Here is a 15,088-nt window from a genome sequence, read left to right on the forward strand (position 1 = left end):
CCTTCATGCCCCTCGCGCCCCGGCGCTTCGCGGCTGGATTATCCGGGCCGGTCCGACTTGCCGATGCCACCGCCGCCCGGGGTTGAAATCTCGACCTTGTCTCCCGCGTCCACAGTGACGCGAAACAGTCCGTCGAGCGGCTCGACCGAACCATCGGCCCGGATCAGGCATTGCGTGCCCGATTGCGCCTCGCCGCCGCCATTCAGCCCGAACGGATGCTCGATCCGGCGGGAGGAGAGCAGGGCGACCTCCATCGGTTCCAGGAAGGTCAGGCGGCGCACCGAGCCGTCGCCGCCGCGCGCCTGACCGTCTCCGCCCGAGCCGGGACGGATACGATGATGCTCGACGCGGACCGGGAAGCGGCGTTCCAGCACTTCCGGGTCGGTCATGCGCGAATTGGTCATGTGGGTGTGGATCGCGTCGGTACCGGCAAAAGGTTTGCCGTCGGCATCGAAGCCGGCACCGGAGCCGCCGCAAATGGTCTCGTAATACTGGTGCTGGTCATTGCCGAAGGTGAGATTGTTCATCGTGCCCTGGCTGGCCGCGAGCCGCCCGGTGGCGCCGAACAGCGCATCGACCACCAGCTGGCTGGTCTCGACATTGCCGGCGACCACGGCGGCGGGTGGTTTCGGGTTGAGCAGGCAGCCCTCGGGCAGGATGATCTCGATCGGCTTGAGACAGCCCTCATTGAGCGGGATGGCGTCGCCGACCAGGCAGCGGAAGACATAGAGGACCGCGGCGCGGGCGACCGAGGCCGGGGCGTTGAAATTGCTGGGCCGCTGGGGCGAGGTGCCGGTGAAGTCAACGACCGCCGAGCGAGCCTCGTGATCGACCCGGATGGCGACACGGATCCGGGCGCCATCGTCCAGCTTCACCGTGTGGGTCCCGTCCGACAAAGCATCGATGACCCGGCGCACGGCGCGCTCGGCATTGTCCTGGACATGGCCCATATAGGCTTTGACGACGGCCAGGCCGTTGTCCGCGACCAGCCGGTGCAATTCGCCCGCCCCCTTGGCGCAGGCCGCCAGCTGGGCCTTCATGTCAGCGATGTTCTGGGACGGTTTGCGGGCCGGAAGCGGACCGGAGGTCAGCACGCCCATGACGATGTCGTCGAGGAAACGGCCCTTCTCCATCACCTTGATATTGCGAAACTGTACGCCTTCCTCCTCGATCGAGGTCGAGAAAGGTGGCATCGAACCCGGCGCGATCCCGCCGACATCGGCGTGGTGGCCGCGCGCAGCGACATAGAAGATGCGTGTCCCGGTGTCGGGATCATGCACTGGCGTGACCAGCGTGATGTCGGGCAGGTGGGTGCCACCATCATAGGGCGCGTTGACCGCCACCGCGTCTCCGGGGCCGAGATCGGGATGCGCTTCCGCCGCCGATCGCACCGAAGCCGACATCGAGCCCAGATGGACCGGCATGTGCGGGGCATTGGCGACCAGTCCGCCGTTTGCGTCAAAGACCGCGCAGGAAAAATCGAGTCGTTCCTTGATGTTGACCGAATGGGCCGTGCGTTCCAGCGCCACGCCCATCTGCTCGGCAACCGACATGAAGCGCTTGTTGAACAGTTCCAGCCGGATCGGGTCGAGCCCGGTGTCGCCGTCGGCCTCGGCCATCCCTGCAGCGCGCTGCAGGGACAATGTGCCATCCACCAGCCGGGTCGCCGTCCATCCGGCATCGACGACGATGGTCGCATTGGGATCCATGATCAGTGTCGGCCCGGCCGCCTCGCTGCCGACGCCCATCGCATCCAGCATGTGGACCGGCACGTCCTGCCAGTCGCCGCCATCATAGAGGCGGGCCCTGGCAGCGGTCGCCGGGGTGTCGCCGGAGGCCTGCGGCATGTCGATGGTCCAGTCGCCGGAGCCTGGCGGTGCGCATTTCGCCTCTGCCGTCACCGACTCGATGACCATCCCGCCCTCCGGGACAAAGCCGAACAGGCGCTCGTGGGCAACGATGAAAGCCGAGGTCATGGTCGCAGCGGGCGCCTCGGTGACCGGGATAGAGGTGTCCGACCCGGCCACTTTCAGGCGCCATTCGCGCGTCACCCGGACGCCGTCGCCCGGCAGGCCCTGCGCGGCGAGCGCCTCGCGGGCCTCGTCGGACAGGCGTTCGGCGATGGCACTGGCCGTATCGAACGCCTCGGTGAAATCGGCCTCGACGGCGGCCATGCGGGTCTCGCGGATATCGGCCAGACCGATGCCCAGCGCCGAGAGCAGACCGCCATAGGGATGGATCAGCACGGTCTTCATGCCCAGCGCATCGGCGACCCGACAGGCATGCTGGGCTCCGGCGCCACCAAAGGCGGCGAGCGCGTAGCCGGACGGATTGACGCCCTGGCCAATGGAGATTTGCTTGATGGCTTGGGCCATGCTCTCCACGGCAACCGCGAGGAAGCCCTCGGCGGCGGCTTCCGGACTGTCCAGCCCCATTGCGTCGGCCAGCGCTCCGAGCGCGGCGCGTGAGGCCGCGACATCAAGCGGCTGGTCGGAGGTGGGGCCGAAGACGTGCGGGAACCAGTCCGGCTGGACCCGGCCGAGCACGATATTGGCGTCGGTGACGGCGGCCGGTCCGCCGCGACCATAGCCGGCGGGACCGGGCATGGCGCCGGCACTCTCCGGTCCGACCCGGGCCCGTTCGCCGTCAAAGGTGAGGATGGAACCGCCACCGGCAGCGACCGTGTGGACGGCCATCATCGGCGCGCGCAGACGATGCCCGGCGACCAGCGTCTCCTGGACCCGGTCATAGGTGTCGCCATCATAGCGGGAGACATCAGTCGAGGTGCCGCCCATGTCGAAGCCGATGACCTTCCCGTGGCCTGCCTGTTTCGCCGTTTTGGCCATGCCGACCACGCCGCCGGCGGGGCCGGAGAGGACCGCGTCCCGGGCATGGAAGGCGCCGGCCGGCGCGAGGCCGCCCGAGGACTGCATGAAAAAGAGTGGCGTCCCGTCCAGGCCGCGATCGACGCGGTCGACATAATCGCGCAGGACGGGTGTCAGATAAGCGTCGAGCACGGTGGTCGAGGCGCGCGGGCCGATCTTGACCAGCGGCGAGGCGATCGAAGAGCGGATCACCGTGGTAAATCCGGCTTCGCGGGCGAGCGCCTCCAGCCGCGCTTCGTGTGTGACATTACCGTAGGCATGCATGAGTGCGATGGCGACCGTGGTCAGCCCGTCGGCTTTGGCAGCCGCGAAGGCGGTACGAGCGGCATCCTCGTCCAGCGGCTCAAGGACGACACCGTCGGCGTCCAGGCGTTCATCAATCTCGGCGACCCGGTCATAGAGCGGGCGCGGGCGGGTGAGGTCGAGGGCGAATATGTCCGGACGGGTCTGGTCGCCGATGACCAGCAGGTCAGCGAAACCGCGGGTGACGAGGAAGAGGGTGCGTGCGCCCTTGCGTTCCAAGAGGGCATTGGTGGCGACCGTCGTACCCATCTTGACCGCACTCACCGGCGCGCTCGCCGAAAGGCGCTTGACGCCTTCGGTGGCCGCGTCGGGATAGTCCGGGCTTTCGGAGAGGAGTTTGAGCGCATGCAGGCGGCCGTCCGGCGCCCGTCCGATCACATCGGTGAAGGTGCCGCCCCGGTCGATCCAGAATTCCCAGGCTTCGCGTGTGCGCTCGCTCATGTCCGTGACCCCGAAATTTCGTCGTTGCGGAGGTTAAGCATGGCATGGCGGGGTGCAACCGGATTAAGCTGACAGCGAACTGTTCAAGACCGGCCCGACCCACTCGCGCATTGGCTGCGTGCTTCCTACATGGGCGACCGGAGGGTGACGCGCATGGGCTTCTGGCGAAATCTGGCCGACCGCATCAGTGGTCGCGATTGCTTCCTGGAATGCGAGGGCTGCGATGATCGCGCCGCCGCGCACAAGGTCAATGATGCCGATTTCGCCATGGCGCTGATCGGGCTGGGCGCCAAGATGGCCAAGGCCGACGGGGTTGTGTCACGCAGTGAGATCCGGGCGTTCTACGAAGTGTTCAGGCCGCCACCGGAAGGCCGCGACGCGCTGGACCGGGCGTTCGAGCTGGCCATGCAGACAACGCTCGGTTTTGACGGCTATGCCCGCCGGCTCGCCCGCCGTTTCCGTTGTTATCCGGCCATCCTGGAGGACGTGCTCGACGGCCTTTTCCATGTCGCCAAGGCTGACGGGACGATCACGCCGGACGAGATGGGTTATCTCCAGCGGGTATCCGACATTTTCGGGTTCTCCGAAACCGAGTTCCGCCGCATCCTCGCCGGTCATGTCGAGCCCGATGACAAGGACCCGTATGTGATTTTGGGGATCGAGGCGGGAATCTCCGATCTCGACCTGCGCAAGGCCTATCGCCGGATTGCCTCGCAGAATCACCCGGACCGGTTGATCGCGCGCGGCGCGCCGCTCGAAATCCAGCGGCTGGCGGATGAAAAAATGGCAGCGATCAACGCGGCTTACGGTGAAATCCTGTCACAACGCGGTTTGGTCGCACCTCTGGCCAATTGACCTTTGAGGCCATGATGCCAACATGTAGGTCAGCGGGGGCGAACACGGAAAGAGGTTCATGACGGACACTCGAAACATATTCGCAGCAGGTTTTTCCGGACGCGCCAGCCGGGTGGTCCGCGATATTCTCGCGGCCCTCATCGCGCTGGCCGTGGTCGGACTTGTGATCTTCCTCGCCGCCATGCTGACAGCTGCCTTCCTGGTTGTGGCCGGGATCGCTGTCCTCGCCGCCGCCGGTTTCTGGGTCTGGCGCAAGCTGCGCGGTGGACGGGTAGCCGGCACCGGGGCGAGGTCGCAGGACCGGCCGTCCGGACCGGAAATCCTGGTTGCCACGCGCGGCCCCGAAGGTTGGACCGTGGACGGGGTTGGCCCGACCTCACGCTGATCGGGCGTGACGGACCACCCGAAGCCGTCACCCACAAGCCCTAAAGCAGTCACCCACAAGAATGTGATTGGGATGACGCGGACCTGCCGCTAGGGTCGGTCCATGTTCAATCCGACCCGAATTCCTGCCCTGTGATCCGCGCGTTCTTCTTCCTCGCTGCCATCACCCTGCCGATGATGCTGATCGGTTGTGTGTCCATGGTCCTGCCCCTCGTGCCGACCGTGAATGACGGTCCACCAGCCCGTCCGGCGATCGACACGACCGGGTTGAGCGCCGACGACTGGGAGGCCCGCCGGCCTCTCCTGCGCCAGCGCTTCGAGGCTGAGGTCTATGGCGACTGGCCCGGTGACGTGCCAGCAACTGTGACGGAACAGCGGTTGGTCGAAGCCGGGGCCTATGACGGGCTGGGGCGGATCGAGGAGTGGGATCTTGATCTCGGCCCGGTTCGCGCGCGGTTGGTTGTGATCCTTCCGGAAACCGTGACCGGTCCGGTCCCCGTTATCGTGATGCAGACTTTTTGCGGTACGCGCACGGCCTTGGGTGGACGTGGTGATCTGTCTGCACCGGTCAATCCGGCCGCACGGGAGTGCGGTGGAATTGATGGCTGGCAGGGTCACCTGATGTCGGCCATTTTCGGGCGCCATATCGCCGAGCCGCCCATCGAGACCATTCTCGAGCGCGGTTATGCGCTCGCCTTCCAGCATCCCGGCGAGATCGTGCCTGACAATCCAGCGGATGCGCCTGCGGCACTCGACGTCCTCATGCCCGAACGCGAAAGCGGCGCCATCATCGCCTGGGCGTGGGGGTATTCCCGCGCCATCGATGCGCTGGAAAGCGATCCGCGGTTTGACCCGGACCGCATGGCCGTATGGGGGCATTCACGCAACGCCAAGTCGGCTTTGGTCGCGGCGGCCTTCGACACCCGTGTCGACCTCGTGCTGGCCCATCAGGGCGGGACCGGCGGTACCACACTCACCCGCAGTCATGCCGGTGAAAGCGTCGCCCAGATCACCGGGACCTATCCCTACTGGTTCAATGAGCGCTACGCGTCCTATGCCGACAACGAGGCCGCCATTCCGCTCGACCAGCACGCGTTGATCGCCCTGATGGCGCCCCGGCCCCTGCTGATCGGCGGCGGATGGCGGGATGCCTGGTCAGACCCGCAGGGCAGTTACCAGGCCGCGCTCGGTGCCAATCCGGTCTATGCGCTCTACGGGTCGGACGGGTTGCGTCAGCCAAGTCTCGGGGCATTTGATCCCGCGGCCGACATCGCCGTCTTCATGCGGCGCGGCCTGCATGGCGTCCAGCCGTCCGACTGGGACGCCTTTCTGGAATTTCTGGACGCGCATTTCGGCCATTCGCAATAAGGGCTTGCCGGTGTTGCGCGGGACGTCCATGAGTGATCCATGCGTCTCAAGGATTTCATTCTTCTGGTGGCGGTCTGCGTCGTCTGGGGCTTCAATTTCGTGGTCGCGAAATTTGCGGTGACGGGCGCGCCCGGCTGGGTGCCCGGCTTTGACGGTGTGCCGCCGATCTTCTTCGCCTTTCTACGCTTTGCCCTGCTCTATGCCTTCCTGGCGCCCTGGCTGCGACCCCGACCGACCGACATGAAGACCATGATCGGCGTCGCCCTGTGCATGGGGGCGCTGCAATACGCACTGATGTTCCTGGGCATGCGTTGGGCGACCCCGTCCGGCATGGCCATTGCGGTGCAGATGGGGGTGCCGTTTGCCACCATCCTGTCCGTCATCTTCCTCAAGGAGACGGTTGGGCTGCCGCGGATCGCCGGCATGACACTGGCCTTTGGCGGGGTGATGCTGGTGATCATGAACCCGGAGGCGATGGACATGTCGATCGGCATGCTGCTGGGCGTCGGTGCTGCCTTCGTGGCGGCACTGGGGATGATCCTGGTCAAGCGTCTACCGATGGATTCCATTCGCATGCAGGCCTGGATCGGGCTGCTGTCCTGGCCGCCGCTGCTCCTGTTGTCGCTGACCTTCGAGCAGGGCCAGCTGGGCTCGGTTGTGTCAGGCGGTTGGGCCTTTGGTGTGGCGCTCCTGATCACCGTGGTGCTGGTCAACATCTTTGGGCACGGCGTATTCTACAACCTGCTGCAACGCTATGACGCGACCCTGATCGCGCCGATCACGCTGCTGGCCCCGCTGGTCGGCGTGGTGTCGGGCATCCTTTTGATGGGGGACCCCATGGGTTGGCGCCTGTTTGTCGGCGGTGGTCTGACCCTGGCCGGTGTCGGCATCATTGCTCTGCGCCAGAACAAGAAACTGCCGGCCGCCGCGCTGGCGCGGGAGAAGACATTGTGAGCCTTGGGGTCGTGGCAGCGCCATCGCCGAACTACAATGATCGCAAGACGCCGGTCAGCCTGATCCTGCTCCACTATACCGGCATGGAAAGCGGGGCCGCGGCGATCACCCGCCTGCGTGACCCCAAGGCCCAGGTCAGCGCCCACTATGTGGTCGAGGAGACGGGCCGCATTCTTCAACTGGTCGGGGACGACAAGCGCGCCTGGCATGCCGGTGTGGCGAGCTGGCGCGGTGAGAGAGATATCAATTCGGCCTCGATCGGGATCGAGATCGTCAATGGCGGCCATGATTTCGCGCTGCCGGACTACCCGGCGGTCCAGATCCAGAGCGTGATCGCCCTGGTGCGCGACCTGATGGACCGGCACGGCATCGCCGCCGAGCGGGTGATCGGTCACTCCGATGTCGCCCCCGGCCGCAAGCAGGACCCGGGCGAGCATTTTCCGTGGGCCAAGCTCGCCGCGGCCGGTTGTGCACTGGCGACGCCGAAGGCCGCCGCCGCTGCCGACGGCGATGTGGCGGATTGCCTGATCCGGATCGGCTATGCACTGGAGCCCGGTCTGGACGCCGTGATCGCTGCCTTCCAGCGGCGTTGGCGGCCGGCCCGGACGGATGGTGTGCTCGATGACGAGACCCGGGCGCTGATCGTCGCCGTGGCGGCGCGAGAAGTTGGCTGACGCGCGCGACGCTTGACGGTGGCGCCTGTCTGGACGATCTAGATCGCGATCAGGTGGCTGGACGGTCGCGGCAACTGGGCCGGAAACGGTGTTGTCGAGGAAAGTCCGGGCTCCACGGAGGCAAGGTGCCGGATAGCGTCCGGCGGGGGTGACCCCAGGGAAAGCGCAGCAGAGAACAGACCGCCGGGCCTTCGGGCCGGGCAAGGGTGAAACGGTGCGGTAAGAGCGCACCGCCCCGACCGCAAGGAAGGGGGCTAGGCAAGCCCCACCTGGAGCAAGACCGAATAGGGACAGGCCGCAGCCTTGGCTGCACATGCGCCTCCGCATGCTGTCCGGGTAGGTCGCACCAGGTCGTGCGCAAGCACGATCGCAGATGAATGACCGTCGTCCCGGATCTGATCCGGGGGACAAGACCCGGCTTACAGGCCGCCTGATCACTTTTTCCCGAATGGCACAGGCGAGGCCGGCACCGATATTCCGGAGCCGGGCGACCGGTTGCTTCGTGCATCTTTTTCCCAAATGGAACAAATCCACAGATTTCGGGATTTCGCGGGATTTCGTGGGCGGGCCTGGAAGCTGCCTGTGGATATTAACTTAATGTTCCGCGTCTGTTCTTCGATTTTGCATATTTGAATACTTCGATTGGCCTGTTGGTCCATGAAAAACGGCCCTCTCGTCATTGTTTCCCATCAAGTCCCATGTTATCCCATCATTAACCATGCGGGGTCGGTTGCAGGGTTTGGGGAGCCATCAAAGCGTGTTTCTGTCCACCACCATTAACGGCGTCGACGCCAAGGGACGGGTTTCCGTTCCGGCCGATTTCCGTGCGGTGGTCCGGGGCGGCCCGTTTGACGGCATCATTGTCTGGCCGTCCTTTGACGGCCCCTATCTGGAAGGCGGCGGTCAGGCCTTGCTCGAGCGCTATCAGGCGCTGATCGAGGAAATGGACCCCTATGATGATGCGCGCATCGCTTTCGAACGCGCGATCTTCGGTGCGGCCCGTCCGCTCGCCTTTGACGCCAATGGCCGCGTCACCCTGCCCAAGGACTTTGCCGAACATGCCGGTCTCGACGCCAAGGCGACCTTTGTCGGTCTTGGTTCGCGTTTCGAGATCTGGTCGCCGGAGCGGTTCGAGGACCACAAGGCCAACGCCCAGGCCTTCGCCCGGGACAACAAGCGCGCCCTGAAACTGCCTGCGCGTCCGGGAGGCGTGTGATGAGCGTCGCGCCGCACATTCCGGTGATGCTGGATGAGGTCCTGCACGCGCTCGAACCGCGCGGCGGGGCCTTGTACATTGACGGGACGTTTGGCGCCGGGGGCTATTCACGCGGCATACTGTCAGCGGCCGATTGCAAGTTGATCGGCATTGATCGCGACCCGGCCGTCCAGACGACGGCGACCCAGCTGGTCCAGGCGTCTGGCGGGCGGTTTGCCTTTGCCGAAGCGCCGTTCTCGGCGATGGGCGAGGTGCTGGCCTCGCGCGGTATCGACCAGGTCGACGGCATTGTCCTGGATATCGGCGTGTCCTCGATGCAGATCGACCAGGCCGAGCGCGGCTTCTCCTTCATGCGCAAGGGTCCGCTGGACATGCGCATGGCGGCGACGGGCCCGACTGCCGCCGATGCCGTGAACCGCCTGAAGGAGGCAGAGCTCGCCGACATATTTTATGTATACGGCGAGGAGCGCCGTTCGCGCCGGATCGCAAAATTCATCTGCACGGCCCGCACCGAAGCAAAAATCGAGACGACGGATCGGCTCGCCGAAATTGTTACCCGCGCAACTGGCGGAAAACATTCGAAAATCCATCCCGCTACGAAGGTCTTCCAGGCGCTGCGCATTTTCGTGAATGACGAGTTGGGCGAATTGGCCCGGGCGCTGGAGGCTTCCGAGCGTCTGCTGGCTCCGCTGGGACGGCTTGTCGTGGTTACTTTCCATTCACTGGAAGACCGCATGGTCAAGACCTTCCTGCGAAGCCGTGCCGGTCTCGCAGGGGGAGGCGGCTCGCGTTACGAGCCTGCGGTCGAAGCCGGCCCTGAGCCCAGTTTCTCGTTGCTGACCCGCCGCGCCGTATCGGCCAGCGACGAGGAGGCCGCAGAAAATTCCCGGGCCCGCTCAGCCAAGCTGCGTGCCGCCATCAGAAACGAAGCGCCGGCCTGGTCCGACAGCCCGTCGCTTCACACGAGTATTGTTCCGCTTGCCCGTCTGGAGGCCGCGCTATGATCCGCACGCTCAATGCGATTGCGTTCGTCGTTGCCGCAGCTCTGGCGGTCGCGCTCTACATCGCCAAGGCCGAGGCGAAGAGCTCGCAGGAACGCCTTGAAGACATCCAGGCCCAGCTCGTCGAGGAGCGCCGTCAGATCAATGTTCTCAATGTCGAGATCGCCCATCTGGAAGATCCGGAGCGCCTGCGCGCCCTGGCCCGGCGCTATCTCGGCTTCGAACCGCTGGACCCGTCGCGGGAGGTGGCCTTGAGCGATCTGCCGCTGCTGTCCGACCCGCGTCCCGCCGAGAACGACGTCCGCCGCGACGGGCAGTTCGTGGCCCAGCCGGATAGCGCCCTGGCCATGGCCGAGCCGACACAGGCGGGAGGCCCGGACTGATGCGTCTGTGGCCGTTCCGCAAACAGATATCATCGGAAACGCGCACCCTGGCGCCGCCGCCGCTGGCCGAGGCCGCGCCGGCCGACATGTCCCGGCTGCTGCGTATTGAAAGTGATGAAACCCGCGCGATGGATGCCTCGCGCGGGCGTTTGCGTGTGATGGGCCTGTCTCTGGCGCTGGGATTTGCCATCCTTGCCGGCCGCGCGATCGAGGTCGCCATTACCGGTCCGGCCGATGCTGTGCCGACCCGGCCGGTCGCGGAGGCGCACAATCGCGGTGACCTGTTTGACCGCACCGGCCAGGTGCTGGCCACGACCCTGGAAACCCATTCGCTCTATGCCGACCCGGCTTTGGTCTGGGATGCAGCGGAAACCGCTGAAATGCTCGCCACCGTCCTGCCGGAGGTGGATGTCGTGGCGCTTACGGAGAGTCTTGGGTCGCGCCGCCGCTTTGTCTGGGTTCGTCGCAATCTGACTCCGCGCCAGCGTCAGGCGGTCTTTGCGCTGGGCCTGCCGGGTCTGGAGTTCCGTACCGAACCTCGCCGCGTCTATCCGCGCGGGCGGTTGGCCTCTCATGTTGTGGGCTATACCAATCGCGACATGGACGGTCTGGCCGGTGCCGAGCGGGCCTTTGACGGAGCGCTGATGTCCGGCGATGGTCGCCCTGTTGCCCTGTCCATCGACATGGCCGTGCAATTCCATGTCGATGAAGTCCTGCGTGCGACGATGACCGAGTATCGGGCCCTGGCTGCGACCGGGATCGTGATGAATGTCCGCACCGGTGAAATCCTCGGCATGGTGTCGTTGCCCGATTTTGACCCCAACCGCCCCTCCGATGCCAGCCCCGGCGAGCGCCTCAACCGGGCGGCCCAGTCGGTTTACGAGATGGGCTCGACCTTCAAGGCCTTTACCGTCGCCGTGGCCCTCGAAGAGGAGACGGCAACGCTGGAGAGCCGCTACGACGCACGCGCGCCGCTCGCGGTCGGCGGTTACCGGATCTCCGACTATCATGGTGAGGAGCGCTGGCTGAGTGTACCGGAGATCTTTACCCATTCCTCCAATATCGGCTCCGGTCACATGGCGCTCGAAGTCGGTGCCGAGGCGCAGCGCGGTTTCCTCGGCGATCTGCGTCTGCTCGAACGCGCTCCGATCGAACTGGCCGAGAGTGCGGACCCCTTGCTGCCGCGCAATTGGGGGCCAACCGAGACGGTCACGATTTCCTATGGGCACGGCATCGCCGTCAGCCCGATCGCGACCATCGCCGCCTTCGCCGCGATCGCCAATGATGGCGTCTATGTTCCGCCAACCCTGTTGCCGGTGGCGGCTGACGAAACCATTCTCGGCGAGCGCGTCATGCGCTCGGATGTGGCCCGCGACGTGCTGGCCCTGATGCGGGAAAATGTGGTCGGCGGCACGGGCGGCAATGCCGAAGCTGTTGGCTATCTGGTTGCGGGCAAGACGGGTACTGCCGACAAGCCGTCGCGCGGCGGTTATGACACCTCGCGGCTGATTTCCTCATTTTCGGCGGTTTTCCCGGCCAATGATCCGCAATATGCGATCCTTGTGTTGCTGGATGAACCACAAATGCCCGAGCCGACCTATCTTCGCCCGACCGGTGGCCGGGTCGCGGCCCCGGCGGTGGGCGAGATCGTGGCGCGGATCGCGCCCATCCTGGGCGTCGAGCGGTCCAATGAGGACCCGGTCGGACGTGCTGCCATGGTTCGTGCTGCCCTCATGCCGGAGTTGATCCCGTGACTATGAACGACCTGTTGCTCGATGAAGGTCTGGTCCTTGAAGGTGGCGACCTTGTCGTGCGCGGTCTGACTCTGGACAGTCGCAAGGTCGAGCCGGGCTTTGTTTTCGCCGCGCTGCCAGGCGTGACTGTTCATGGTCGTGACTTCATCCCCAAGGCGCTGGCCGCCGGGGCGTCTGCCATTCTTACCGATCAGCCAGTCGAGGCGCCGGTCCCGGTGATTGCCGTAGCCGAACCCGCTGCGCTTCTGGCGCGGATGGCGGCGCGTTTCTATCCGCGCCAGCCTGAACACATCGTCGCCATCACTGGCACCAACGGGAAAAGCTCGACCGTTGAGTTCCTTCGCCAGATCTGGGCTGGAGCCGGTATCGAGGCCGCCTGCCTGGGTACACTCGGCGTGACGCGCGGCCATTCGGTCGAGGTGACGGGCTATACGACCCCGGACGCGGTCGCGCTGCAGGCCGCACTGGACCGGCTGGCGGGTGAAGGCGTCACCCATCTGGGCATGGAAGCGTCCAGCCATGGGCTCAAGCAACACCGCATGGACGGCGTTCGGGTGCAGGTCGGTGCCTTCACCAATCTGACCCAGGATCATCTCGATTATCATCCCGACTTTGCCGATTACTTCGCATCCAAATTGAAGCTGTTCACCGAGCGCCTCCCGGCCGATGGCCGGGCCGTGATCAATGTCGACAGCGAGTGGGGTGGCAAGATGGCCGCTGCCGCCCGCGAGCGCGGGCTGGAAGTTCTCACCATGGGCTGGCGCGGCGCCGATCTGGCGATCCGCGAGATCACGCCGCGGGCAGCGAGCCAGAGCGTCGTCTTCTCGTGGAGGGGGCAGGAATACGCCCTCGACATTCCGCTGGTTGGTGAATTCCAGATCCTCAATGCCCTTGGCGCGGCGGCTATCGCTCTGTCCGACGGCGTTGCTGCGTCCAGCGTGCTGGCCTCTCTCAAGGCATTGACCGGCGTGCCGGGCCGCCTCGAGAAAGTTGGCGAGACGGCGGCCGGTGCCCCGGTACTGGTCGACTACGCCCATACGCCGGACGGGCTCGACAAGTTGTTGCGGGCGGCACGGCCGCACACCCGCGGGCGGGTGATTGTGATCTTTGGCTGTGGCGGCGACCGGGATGCCTCCAAGCGCGCCAAGATGGGCGTCATCGCCGCCAATCAGGCCGATCGTGTCATCGTCACCGACGACAATCCGCGCTCTGAAGATGCTGCCACCATTCGCAAGGCCATCCTCAAAGGGTGCCCCACGGCCGAGGAGATTGCCGACCGGGCCGAGGCAATCCGGCATGGGGTCACGATGCTCAAGGCCGGGGATTGCCTGTTGATTGCCGGCAAGGGGCACGAAACCGGCCAGATCGTCGGCAATGTCGTGCATCCCTTCGATGACCGTGAACAGGGCCGCGCCGCGCTGTCCGCCAAGGAGACCGCCAATGTCTGAGGCAAGCGCGCACCCGCTGTGGACGTCCGGACAGGCCATGGCCGCGACGGGAGGCATGCTTTTGGGTGAGTCCGGCTGGACAGTCTCGGGCATCTCGATCGATACCCGCACGCTGCAACCTGGCGACCTTTTCGTGGCCTTGCAGGACGCACGCGACGGGCATGATTTCGTGGCGGCCGCGCTGGAGAAAGGTGCTTCGGCATGCCTCGTTGAGCGCGGTGACACTGGGGTCGAGCCGGCGCTGATGGTCAAGGACGCGCTGGAAGGCCTGCGCGCCCTCGGTGCGGCAGCCCGTGACCGGTCCGGCGCGATCCGCGTTGCGGTGACGGGCAGCGTCGGCAAGACCAGTGTCAAGGAAGCCATCGCGGCCGTCTTTCGCGCCGCTGGCCCGGCGCACTGGAGCGTCAAATCCTACAATAACCACTGGGGTGTGCCCCTGACCCTGGCCCGGATGCCACGCGACACCGGGCGCGCCGTATTCGAGCTGGGCATGAACCATGCCGGCGAGATCCGCGACCTGTCCTCCCTGGTCAGACCGCATGTCGCGCTGATCACGCGGATCGCACCGGCTCATCTGGAGCATCTGGGGACGGTCGAAGCGATTGCCGATGCCAAGTCGGAGATATTCGACGGGCTCGAGCAGGACGGGGTGGCGATCTACCCGTCCGATGACCCGTTCGCCGAGCGTATCGCCCGTCATGCCCGGCATTCGTGCGCGGCGTTCCTGCTGGATTTCGGCGCTTCGGCTTCCGCGGCGATCCGGATCGAGGATTTTGAGACCGGGCTGGATGGGTCGCGCGGTGTGGCCAATGTGCTTGGCGTGCGTGCGCCTTTCCGCCTCGCGGCCACCGGTGCCCACTGGGCCTGGAATGCCGGCGCGATCTTTGCCGCCGCGGCCGGCGCCGGGCTCGATGCCCGCGACGTCGCTGCCGCGCTGTCAGATGTAGGTGCCGAGCCAGGCCGCGGCCGCGCCGCCCAGGTTGAGCTGCCGGATGGTGGTCGGTTCACGCTGCTGGACGACGCCTACAACGCCAACCCGGTGTCGATGGCCGCCGCCATCGCCGCGCTGGGTGCAGCGGCGCCTGCGCAGGGCGGCCGCCGGATCGCGGTCCTCGGTGACATGCTCGAACTCGGTCCGGACGAGAACCATCTGCACGCGGCGCTCGCCGAGAATCTCGCAGCCGCAGGTATCGACGCGGTACTGACCTGTGGTCGTCGCATGAAGCATCTGCATGATGCCTTGCCCAAGCAGGTTCGCGCAGGCTATGCGCAAGATGCGGTTGGGGGGCTGGAACAGGTCAAGTCACTGGTGCGTTCGGGGGATGTGGTGCTCATCAAGGGCTCCAATGGTTCCGGCCTCCACAAGATTGCCTCGGTTCTCCTCGACGGTACCGCACTCGGATTGACGGAGGCCTGATCCGC

At 65.7% G+C, this 15,088-nt stretch carries 12 protein-coding genes and 1 other RNA gene; 12 read left to right on the forward strand and 1 reads right to left on the reverse strand.

Features of this window, described 5'->3' with window-relative positions:
- Positions 1-38: 38 nt before the first annotated feature.
- Positions 39-3,629, reverse strand: coding sequence for a hydantoinase B/oxoprolinase family protein (locus tag VOI18_RS10045; RefSeq protein WP_323762273.1), 3,591 nt, complete (start codon positions 3,627-3,629; stop codon positions 39-41).
- Between the two features lie 153 nt (positions 3,630-3,782).
- On the opposite strand from VOI18_RS10045, the gene VOI18_RS10050 reads away from it, so the two are divergent.
- The 12 genes from VOI18_RS10050 to VOI18_RS10105 all read left to right on the forward strand — a co-directional run bounded on the left by VOI18_RS10050 (position 3,783) and on the right by VOI18_RS10105 (position 15,083).
- Positions 3,783-4,484: a molecular chaperone DjiA gene (locus VOI18_RS10050; RefSeq protein ID WP_323762274.1), complete on the forward strand. Its 702-nt coding sequence runs from the start codon at positions 3,783-3,785 to the stop codon at positions 4,482-4,484.
- A 58-nt stretch (positions 4,485-4,542) separates the two neighbouring features.
- Positions 4,543-4,869, forward strand: a complete 327-nt coding sequence (locus VOI18_RS10055) for a hypothetical protein (protein WP_323762275.1) — start codon at positions 4,543-4,545, stop codon at positions 4,867-4,869.
- A gap of 131 nt (positions 4,870-5,000) precedes the next feature.
- Complete coding sequence (locus tag VOI18_RS10060) at positions 5,001-6,236, forward strand: hypothetical protein (protein WP_323762276.1); 1,236 nt, start codon at positions 5,001-5,003, stop codon at positions 6,234-6,236.
- 39 nt (positions 6,237-6,275) lie between these two features.
- Positions 6,276-7,190, forward strand: coding sequence for a DMT family transporter (locus VOI18_RS10065; protein WP_323762277.1), 915 nt, complete (start codon positions 6,276-6,278; stop codon positions 7,188-7,190).
- Positions 7,187-7,864 carry an N-acetylmuramoyl-L-alanine amidase gene (locus VOI18_RS10070; protein WP_323762278.1) on the forward strand — a complete coding sequence of 226 codons (678 nt, stop codon included), beginning with the start codon at positions 7,187-7,189 and terminating at the stop codon, positions 7,862-7,864. Before VOI18_RS10065 ends, VOI18_RS10070 begins: the two co-directional genes overlap by 4 nt.
- A 49-nt stretch (positions 7,865-7,913) precedes the next feature.
- An RNA gene (gene rnpB / locus VOI18_RS10075) (RNase P RNA component class A) lies at positions 7,914-8,302 on the forward strand.
- A 319-nt stretch (positions 8,303-8,621) separates the two neighbouring features.
- Positions 8,622-9,080 carry a division/cell wall cluster transcriptional repressor MraZ gene (locus VOI18_RS10080; protein WP_323762279.1) on the forward strand — a complete coding sequence of 153 codons (459 nt, stop codon included), beginning with the start codon at positions 8,622-8,624 and terminating at the stop codon, positions 9,078-9,080.
- A complete protein-coding gene (rsmH, locus tag VOI18_RS10085) occupies positions 9,080-10,084 on the forward strand; it encodes a 16S rRNA (cytosine(1402)-N(4))-methyltransferase RsmH (protein WP_323762280.1) in 1,005 nt (334 codons plus the stop codon). The genes VOI18_RS10080 and rsmH overlap by 1 nt, the downstream gene beginning before the upstream one ends.
- Positions 10,081-10,464 carry a cell division protein FtsL gene (gene ftsL / locus VOI18_RS10090; protein ID WP_323762281.1) on the forward strand — a complete coding sequence of 128 codons (384 nt, stop codon included), beginning with the start codon at positions 10,081-10,083 and terminating at the stop codon, positions 10,462-10,464. The genes rsmH and ftsL overlap by 4 nt, the downstream gene beginning before the upstream one ends.
- On the forward strand, positions 10,464-12,218 hold the full coding sequence (locus VOI18_RS10095) for a penicillin-binding protein 2 (protein ID WP_323762282.1): 1,755 nt from the start codon (positions 10,464-10,466) through the stop codon (positions 12,216-12,218). The genes ftsL and VOI18_RS10095 overlap by 1 nt, the downstream gene beginning before the upstream one ends.
- The gene (locus VOI18_RS10100; RefSeq protein ID WP_416374873.1) at positions 12,215-13,666 is read left to right on the forward strand and encodes a UDP-N-acetylmuramoyl-L-alanyl-D-glutamate--2,6-diaminopimelate ligase; all 1,452 of its coding nucleotides are present in this window, start codon (positions 12,215-12,217) and stop codon (positions 13,664-13,666) included. The genes VOI18_RS10095 and VOI18_RS10100 overlap by 4 nt, the downstream gene beginning before the upstream one ends.
- Complete coding sequence (locus tag VOI18_RS10105) at positions 13,659-15,083, forward strand: UDP-N-acetylmuramoyl-tripeptide--D-alanyl-D-alanine ligase (RefSeq protein WP_323762283.1); 1,425 nt, start codon at positions 13,659-13,661, stop codon at positions 15,081-15,083. The genes VOI18_RS10100 and VOI18_RS10105 overlap by 8 nt, the downstream gene beginning before the upstream one ends.
- Positions 15,084-15,088 lie beyond the last annotated feature (5 nt).

The organism is Maricaulis sp., assembly GCF_034670125.1.
Classification (GTDB): domain Bacteria; phylum Pseudomonadota; class Alphaproteobacteria; order Caulobacterales; family Maricaulaceae; genus Maricaulis.